Source organism: Marinactinospora rubrisoli (assembly GCF_042664915.1).
Taxonomy (GTDB): domain Bacteria; phylum Actinomycetota; class Actinomycetes; order Streptosporangiales; family Streptosporangiaceae; genus Marinitenerispora; species Marinitenerispora rubrisoli.
Genome location: NZ_JBHTBH010000013.1, coordinates 179,424 through 187,665, shown reverse-complemented (window position 1 = coordinate 187,665; position 8,242 = coordinate 179,424). Strand labels below are relative to the sequence as shown.

Annotated in this window: 6 protein-coding genes; 2 read left to right on the top strand and 4 right to left on the bottom strand. The window is 71.6% G+C overall.

Annotation, left to right across the window (positions count from 1 at the left end; genetic code table 11):
* Positions 1–99 precede the first annotated feature (99 nt).
* Positions 100–546: an RDD family protein gene (locus ACFQRF_RS23765; RefSeq protein WP_379873398.1), complete on the bottom strand. Its 447-nt coding sequence runs from the start codon at positions 544–546 to the stop codon at positions 100–102.
* Between the two features lie 275 nt (positions 547–821).
* Here ACFQRF_RS23765 and glnA point away from each other — a divergent pair, with 275 nt between their 5' ends.
* Positions 822–2,246, top strand: coding sequence for a type I glutamate--ammonia ligase (gene glnA / locus ACFQRF_RS23760; RefSeq protein WP_379873397.1), 1,425 nt, complete (start codon positions 822–824; stop codon positions 2,244–2,246).
* 155 nt (positions 2,247–2,401) lie between these two features.
* Entirely contained in the window at positions 2,402–5,434 is a 3,033-nt protein-coding gene (locus tag ACFQRF_RS23755) for a bifunctional [glutamine synthetase] adenylyltransferase/[glutamine synthetase]-adenylyl-L-tyrosine phosphorylase (RefSeq protein WP_379873403.1), read from the top strand.
* 325 nt (positions 5,435–5,759) lie between these two features.
* Here the strand turns inward: ACFQRF_RS23755 and ACFQRF_RS23750 are convergent, their stop codons facing one another.
* The 3 genes from ACFQRF_RS23750 to ACFQRF_RS23740 all read right to left on the bottom strand — a co-directional run bounded on the left by ACFQRF_RS23750 (position 5,760) and on the right by ACFQRF_RS23740 (position 7,902).
* A complete protein-coding gene (locus ACFQRF_RS23750) occupies positions 5,760–6,398 on the bottom strand; it encodes a GNAT family N-acetyltransferase (RefSeq protein WP_379873396.1) in 639 nt (212 codons plus the stop codon).
* Positions 6,399–6,516: 118 nt separating this feature from the next.
* Positions 6,517–6,987 (bottom strand): DUF6194 family protein, encoded by a 471-nt coding sequence (locus ACFQRF_RS23745; RefSeq protein WP_379873395.1) that lies wholly within the window; start codon positions 6,985–6,987, stop codon positions 6,517–6,519.
* Between the two features lie 276 nt (positions 6,988–7,263).
* Positions 7,264–7,902 (bottom strand): LysE family translocator, encoded by a 639-nt coding sequence (locus ACFQRF_RS23740; RefSeq protein WP_379873394.1) that lies wholly within the window; start codon positions 7,900–7,902, stop codon positions 7,264–7,266.
* Positions 7,903–8,242: the final 340 nt, after the last annotated feature.

Below are 8,242 nucleotides of genomic sequence, written 5' to 3'. Positions count from 1 at the left end.
CACAGAACGACATGGCTACGATCCGACTTGCCGGAAACCGGGCGGAGGCCGCGTCGTCGTGCGGGCCGTCCGGTGCCACGCGGACGCGCCTCGTCCCCGTCAGATCCGCTGCGTCACGGTTCCGGCCGCCCGGTCGTGCAGGCCGCGCTGGTCCCGGTCGTAGACGACCGCCGGGATCACCAGGCAGAGCAGCACGGTGCGCACCAGCACCGCCACGAACCACGGCAGCCGGCGTTCGCCGGTGCCGCTGATCCGGATGCCCACCATGCCGCGGCCGACCGTGGTGCCGAGCAGGGAGATCAGCACGACCTCCTGAAGGGCGAAGACGAGCAGCGCGGTGTTCGCGGTCTCGGCGGGGGTGGTGTCGAAGAGCAGCTGGGTCGCCGCCACGCAGAGCAGCCAGTCGAGCAGCAGCCCCGCGATTCGGCGGCCGAAACCCGGCACGGAACCCGAGCCGGTACTCGGCAGGCCGAGCCGGTTGCCGCGGTAGCTGAACTCCTGAGAGGATCCGGTACCGTTCGACCGGTCCGCGCCGATGTCACCCATGACGACCACGGTATCGGCCATCGGTGGCCGTCGTCCGGCGGCCCGGCGGCACGCAACGAACCCCAAATACCACGGCATTACCCAAGCGGCGGTTGATCACACCTCTGACAGGGAAAACCACCATCCCCGTAACATCGGCGAAACATTGGAGACATGGCTCGGAAATGGGCCGCTCCTAGCGTCGGTGCCGTAGCCGGGAGGTGGCGCCCATCAGGTGTTCGCGACGACGCGAGCAGCTCATCCGCGTGACCTCTACACCTGCACGGAGGTAAGTCTTGTTCAGCAGTGCCGAAGAGCTATTGGCCTACACCCGGAGCGAGGGGATCGAATTCCTCGACGTCCGTTTCACGGACCTGTTCGGGGCGACGCACCACTTCACGCTTCCCATCGAGAACGTCAACGAGGGCACCTTCAGCGACGGCCTGATGTTCGACGGTTCCTCGATCCGCGGCTTCCAGGCCATCCACGAGTCGGACATGCTGCTGCTCCCGGACTTCACCACCGCCGTGGTCGACCCGTTCCGCGAGTACAAGACGCTGAACCTGACCTTCTTCGTGCACGACCCGTTCACCCTTGAGTCCTACAGCCGGGACCCGCGCAACGTCGCCCGCAAGGCAGAGGCCTACCTCAAGGGCACCGGCATCGCCGACACCGCGTTCTTCGGCCCCGAGGCCGAGTTCTACATCTTCGACGACGTCCGGTTCGAGACCCGCGAGAGCGCGAGCTTCTACTACATCGACTCCGTCGAGGGCGCCTGGAACACCGGCACCCAGAACGGTGGCGCGAACCTCGGCTACCGGCCGCGGTACAAGGGCGGCTACTTCCCGGTCGAGCCGGTCGACCACTACAGCGACCTGCGCTCCCGGATGGTCCGCAAGCTCATCGAGGCGGGCATCGACGTCGAGATCCAGCACCACGAGGTCGGCACCGCCGGCCAGGCCGAGATCGACTTCCGGTTCGGCACGCTGCTGAAGTCGGCGGACACCGTCCAGCTGTACAAGTACATCGTGAAGAACGTCGCCAACGAGGCTGGCAAGTCGGTGACGTTCATGCCGAAGCCCGTCTTCGGCGACAACGGCTCCGGCATGCACTGCCACCAGAGCCTGTGGAAGGACGGCGCCCCGCTGTTCTTCGACGAGTCGGGGTACGCGCAGCTCTCCGACACCGCGCGCTACTACATCGGCGGTCTGCTCAAGCACGCCCCGTCGCTGCTCGCGCTGACCAACCCGACGGTGAACTCCTACCACCGCCTGGTGCCCGGCTTCGAGGCCCCGGTCAACCTGGTGTACTCGCAGCGGAACCGCTCCGCCTGCATCCGCATCCCGCTGACCGGCTCCAACCCCAAGGCCAAGCGCCTGGAGTTCCGGGTGCCGGACCCGTCGGCCAACCCCTACCTGGCCTTCTCGGCCATGCTGATGGCCGGCATCGACGGCATCAAGAACAAGATCGAGCCGCCGGAGCCGGTGGACAAGGACCTCTACGAGCTGCCGCCCGAGGAGGCCACCGCCATCGCCAAGGTCCCCGGCTCGCTCGACGCGGCGCTGGAGGCCCTGGAGGCCGACCACGAGTACCTGCTTGAGGGCGGCGTGTTCACGCAGGACCTCATCGAGACCTACGTGGACTACAAGCGCACCGAGGAGATCGACTCGCTGCGGCTGCGCCCGCACCCGCGTGAGTTCGAGCTCTACTACGACATCTAACGGCTCCCCGGCCTGCGATGTCCGGGCCGGCACCCCGTACGGGGTGCCGGCCCGCCGCGTCCCCGGAGGTGCGGCGGCTCCGGCGACACCCCTCCTCTCCCCCGCCCCGCTCGCCTCCGCTCCGGCGCCTCGCCAGGACTACGGTGGACAGCGTGGTGACACGCGAAAGACTTGGGACGACCGTGGGCTCACTGGCACGGCGCGGATTCGTCGACGCCGCGCGGGCCGAGCGCCTGATGGCGGAGGCCGGGCTGCAGTCCGAGCGGCACGCCGACATCGTGGCCGCGCTCGGCGCGAGCGCCGATCCCGACCTCGCGCTGCTCGGGCTCGCCCGCGTGCTGGAGCGCGTTCCCGATCCGGAGGAGCTGCGCGCCGCACTGGGCGCCGACCCCGACCTGCGGGCGCGGCTGGTGGGGGTGCTCGGGGCCAGCGCCGCCCTGACCGACCACCTGGTGCGCCACCCAAACGACTGGCGGGAACTGCGCGGCGCCGACGCCGCCCGCGCGCCCGAGGCCGCCGAGGCGCGCGCCGGCCTGCTGCACATCGTGGGCGCCGACCCCACCGCGGCCGCACCGGTCGCCGATCCACCGGCCATTACCGGCGACCCGGCCCACGCGCTGCGGGTCGCCTACCGGCGCCGGGTACTGCGGCTGGCCGGGCGCGACCTCACCGGCGCCCAGGGGCTGGACGAGGTGGCGGCCGAACTCGCCGACCTCGCGGCCGCGATGCTGGAGGCGTCACTCGCCATCGCCCGCGCCGAACACCCCGAGGACGCCGAGCTGTGCCGGATCGCCGTGATCGGCATGGGCAAGTGCGGCGGCCGGGAGCTCAACTACGTGAGCGACGTCGACGTGGTCTTCGTGGCGGAGCCGGCCGGCGAGGGCGTGGACGAGCAGGCGGCGCTGCGGGCCGCCGCCCGGCTGGCCGCCGCCATGATGCGCGTCCCCGGCTCGACCGACGGCGAGGGCACCCTGTGGCAGGTGGACGCCGCGCTGCGTCCGGAGGGCAAGAACGGGCCGCTGGTGCGCCCGCTGGCCGGCCACGTCGCCTACTACGAGCGCTGGGCCAAGACCTGGGAGTTCCAGGCACTGCTGAAGGCGCGGCCGATCGCGGGCGACACGGCCCTGGGCGCCGCCTACATGGCCGCCATCTCGCCACTGGTCTGGCACGCCGCGGGGCGGCCGAACTTCGTGGACGACGTGCAGGCGATGCGCCGCCGGGTCGAGGCGCACCTGCCGCCAGGTGAGGCGGAACGGCAGATCAAACTCGGGCCGGGCGGGCTGCGCGACATCGAGTTCTGCGTGCAGCTGCTGCAGCTGGTGCATGGGCGGACGGACCCGGCACTGCGCTCCGGCGGCACGCTCGCCGCCCTGGAGGCGCTGTCGCACGGCGGCTACGTGGGGCGGCAGGACGCCGCCGGTCTGGCCGACGCCTACCGGTTCCTGCGCCGCGTGGAGCACCTGCTGCAGCTCAACCGGCTGCGCCGCACTCACCTGCTGCCCGACCCCGCGACACCCGCCGGCCAGGAGGAGCTGCGCCGACTGGGACGCGCGCTCGGCTTCACCGCCAACCCGGTCACCGACCTGACGGCTGCGTGGCGCCGGGTCGCGGGGGATGTGCGGCGGCTGCACGAGAAGCTGTTCTACCGGCCGCTGCTGAACGCGGTCGCCCGGCTGCCCGAGGACGAGGTGCGGCTCACCGCGGAGCAGGCGCGCGACCGGCTGGAGGCGTTGGGGTTCGTGGACCCGCCCGGCGCGCTGCGGCACCTGGAGGCGCTCACCTCCGGTGTGTCCCGGCGGGCGGCCATCCAGCGCACGCTGCTGCCGGTGATGCTGGGGTGGTTCGCCGACGCGCCGGACCCGGACGCCGGCCTGCTCGGGTTCCGGCAGGTCAGCGACGCCCTCGGTACCACTCCGTGGTACCTGCGGCTGCTGCGCGACGACGTGCGGGTGGCCGAGCGGATGGCCTGGCTGCTCGGCACCAGCCGCTACGCCACCGACCTGCTGCTGCGCGCGCCGGAGGCGGTGGCGATCCTCGCGGACGACGCCGGGCTGACCGGCCGTGGTACGGCGGAGCTGACGGCCGAGGCCGAGGCCGCGCTGCGCCGGCACGACTCCGCCGAGAACGCCGTGACGGCGGTGCGCGCGCTGCGGCGCCGGGAGCTGCTGCGCACTGCGGCGGCCGACCTGCTGGAGGTCACTGGGATCGAGGGGGTCGGCACTGCGCTCACCGCCATCTCCGCGGTGACCATCGAGGCGGCACTGCGCTGCGCCGAGAACCGGGTGGCGGCGCAGCGCGGCGAGGAGCCGAACACCCGGGTGTGCGTCGTGGGCATGGGACGGTTCGGCGGGCGGGAGCTCAGTTACGCCAGCGACGCCGACGTCATGTTCGTGCACGAGCCGCTGCCGGGCGTGGACCCGGCGGCGGCGACGGAGACCGCCAACGCGATCGTGCGGGAGTTGCGGCGGCTGCTGGAGCTCCCGGCCGCCGATCCGCCGCTGCGCCTGGACGCGGATCTGCGCCCCGAGGGCCGGAACGGGCCGATGGTGCGCACGCTCGGCTCCTACGCCGCCTACTACCGGCGATGGTCGGCCCCGTGGGAGAGCCAGGCGCTGCTGCGCGCCGCGCCCATGGCGGGGGATCCGGGGCTCGGTGAGCGGTTCACGGCGCTCATCGACCCGATCCGCTACCCCGCGCACGGTGTGGACGAGGCGGCGGTCCGGGAGATCCGGCGGCTGAAGGCGCGCATGGAGGCGGAGCGCCTGCCGCGCGGCGCCGACCCGGCGCTGCACACCAAGCTCGGCCGCGGCGGGCTGTCGGACGTGGAGTGGGTGGTGCAGCTGCTCCAGCTCCGGCACGCGCACGCGGTGCCGGAGCTGCGGACGACCGGCACGCTCCCGGCGCTGGACGCGGCGATAACGGCGGACCTCCTCGATCCGGAGGACGGCGCCACGCTGGAGCTGGCCTGGCGGCTGGCCTCGCGGGTGCGCGGCGCCGTGATGCTGGTCCGCGGACGCCCGGGGGACTCGATCCCGTCGGACATCCGCGACCGCACGGCCGTGGCGGGCGCGCTCGGCTACCGCACCGAGGAGGAGGGCGAGGGCGCGGCGGAGCAGTTGCTCCAGGACTACCGGCGGGTGACCCGGCGGGCGCGTACCGTGATGGAGCGGGTGTTCTACGACGGCTGAGCGGGGGCGACGGTCCCGGCTCCCGCCGCCGGTCGGCGCGCCCCCGGCGGTACGGAGCCCGGCCGGTTCGTCGGTCCGGCGTCTGCTCGGCCAGACGCAGGGCCCGGATCACCGCCTCCCTCAGGTGCCGCCGCACGCCGCCCCTGCGGGCTTGGCGCATCAGCACTCGCGCCGATTCGCCGTCCGGACATCCCCGGTCCGAATGTCCCGCCTCGGCGATGGCGCTCGCATCAGACGGGAGCCGCCCGAAGAGGGCGTCGCGATCTGGTTCGGCCGGTCCCGTCCGCCGTCGGCCGGCGGACGAAACTCCGGATCTCACACCTTGTCACGGAGTCCAGACCATGGTCTGCTGGTGGACCCGCCGCCCCTCGTGCCGGAGACCGGGGACCAATGGGGCCGGGCCGTGCGCCGTGAAGCCCGCACGTTCGAAGAACCGCACCGCTCGGCGGTTCTCGACCAGGGTCTGCAAGTGGCATCCGGGCGAACCGGCCTCCCTGAGCCGGTCGAGCCACCGGTTCATCAGCGCGTCGGCGGCGCCGGTTCCCCGGGCGGCCGGTGCCACATTGATGTGGAGGTGCGCCGGCCACCGGGGATCATCAAAGTCCCCGGCGACCGGTCCGCGCCGGAGTGCGGCCGCCGCCATGTCGAGCATGGCGCGGGCGAAGAACGCCGCGACCCGGGGGCGGCGCAGCAGCCGGTATTCGCGGATGGCCCGCTCCATGCGCTCGCTCTCGCTCGGGAACTTCGAGCTGTCGCGGCATCCCGCCAGATAGCCGACCAGCGCTCCGTCGTGCACGGCGAGGAACAGCGAATCGGGTTCCAGATCCGCGTACGGGTCGAGGTACAAGGCGGCCTCGGACTCCGGGTCTCCCCACAGCGAGGCGGTCGGAGCGCCCTCGCCCGCCCGGGCGAACAGCTCGCGCAGTTCGGCACGGTCGGTTTCCGTGAACGTCCGGATCTCCATCGCACCGGCCCCGCTTCCGCCACATGTCGTCGGATGTCAGAGTCTCCCATAGGCCCGGCCACGGACGGCCCCGCCGGCGCCCCCATGACGGCGGCACACGGGACCGGCCGGCCGCCGCTCAGCCTGCGGCCCGCCGGGCGCGGTGGTTGGCGTACTTGCGGGCCGCGTACTCGTGCGCCTCGTCTAGCAGGGGCCGTACGGCGTCGAACGTCGCCGTGCTCGGGTTCACCACGCCCACCCAGTGCTGCGAGGCGTAGTAGGGATGCGGCAGCAGCCGGTCGCGTACCGCGTAGTCGAACCCGGACTCCAGCACCCCGTCGGCGTTGCGCTGGGTCGGCGCGGCACCGAAGCGGGCGGTGTAGGTGGCCTTGGTGAGTCCGATGTTCAGGCGATAGTCGCCGGGGGCGCGGTCCAGCTCGGAGACGCGGTCGTAGTGGTCGCCGGTCACGATGGTCGCGAACGGCATCTGCCGCTCGGGCGGCAGGTCGCCGTCGGGGTCGTAGATGAAGAAGGTGTCGCCGTTCGCGGTCAGGGTGCGGATCCCGTCGAAGGCGTTCCGGATGTGCATGGTCAGTTCGTCGGCGTCCACGCCGGTTTCCTCTCGGGTCGGAGTACGACCCTTCAAGCGTCTCATTGAACTGCTATTTGGCACTCTGCCGGACAGAAGACCAGCATGTTCGCACTACGGCCCGGAGAACCCTCAAATCGCCGAGAGCCGCCCACTTCGGCTCGCCGGTAGGCGGCGCGCTCCGGCCGGGAGTCGGGCCGATGGCCGCCGGCCAGTGGGGCCGGTGGCAGGCCGGATTCCGGTACCGCGAGAGCCGGGGCGCCTCCGGGTCGGCCCGGCCCCCGTCGTGTTCGCGGATCACCTCGTCCCGGCGGGTTCCAGCGCCAGCGCCGCGGCGAAGCCCAGCAGTGCCACCCCCGTACCCGCGTCCAGCGTGCGGCGGATCGGGCGGCGTAGCACCCAGGACCGCGCGTAGTGCAGGAACGCCACGACGAGCACCAGCCACAGCAGCCCGAGAGCGGCGTGGGAGTAGGCGAGCAGCAGCACCGCCGCGAGTGATCCCTCCCCGCCCGCCAGGAACTGCGGCAGCACGGACAGGTAGAAGGCCAGCACCTTCGGGTTGGTGATGTTGGACAGGAAGCCCTGGCTCCAGCTGCGCAGGCCGTGCAGCGGCGGGCCGCCCCCGGAGTCGTCGGCGGTGGGGTAATCGCCGCGCCGGGCCGAGAGCAGTGCCTGCACGCCGAGGTAGCACAGGTAGGCGATGCCGATCCAGCGCACCGTCGTGAAGAGCACCTGCGAGCTCAGCAGCAGCGCGCCGACCCCGATCGCCGCCGCGGTGCCGTGCACCATGTTGCTGGTGGTGATGCCCAGCGCGGCCAGGAGGCCGGCCCGGCGGCGGGTCAGGGAGTTCTTCAGGACCACCGCGAAGTCCGGTCCGGGGGCGATGACGATCACGGTCGCGAATGCGAGGAAACTCAGGTACAGCGTCCAGGTCACCGCCCCACCCTACGCCCTTCCCGAGGGGCCTCCCATCCCCTTTTCGAGCACCTTTCGCACCGCCCCCTATTTGATTCTCCCCGAAACGCCGGACCGCGAGCCGGACGGTCAAGGCATTTCACCAGTTCATCCAGAACTCCACTATTCGAGTCGACTTCACGGGCATCAATTATCTGATCAATTAACACCGGCCTACAATCTACGAGATAGATTCAATTTGCACGCAAAAGGATCTCGGAGAAAGTGTTTACAGTCACGCCACGACAGCACTACATTGAGCGGGGCAAGAAATACGACCCCGAGAAATCGTTGGCCGCACCAGGTACGCACACCTTTTCGC

Coding starts and splice junctions, on each gene's coding strand:
- ACFQRF_RS23765 (WP_379873398.1), bottom strand. CDS start 546: ATGGGTGACATCGGCGCGGACCGGTCGAACGGTACCGGATCCTCTCAG.
- ACFQRF_RS23750 (WP_379873396.1), bottom strand. CDS start 6,398: ATGGAGATCCGGACGTTCACGGAAACCGACCGTGCCGAACTGCGCGAG.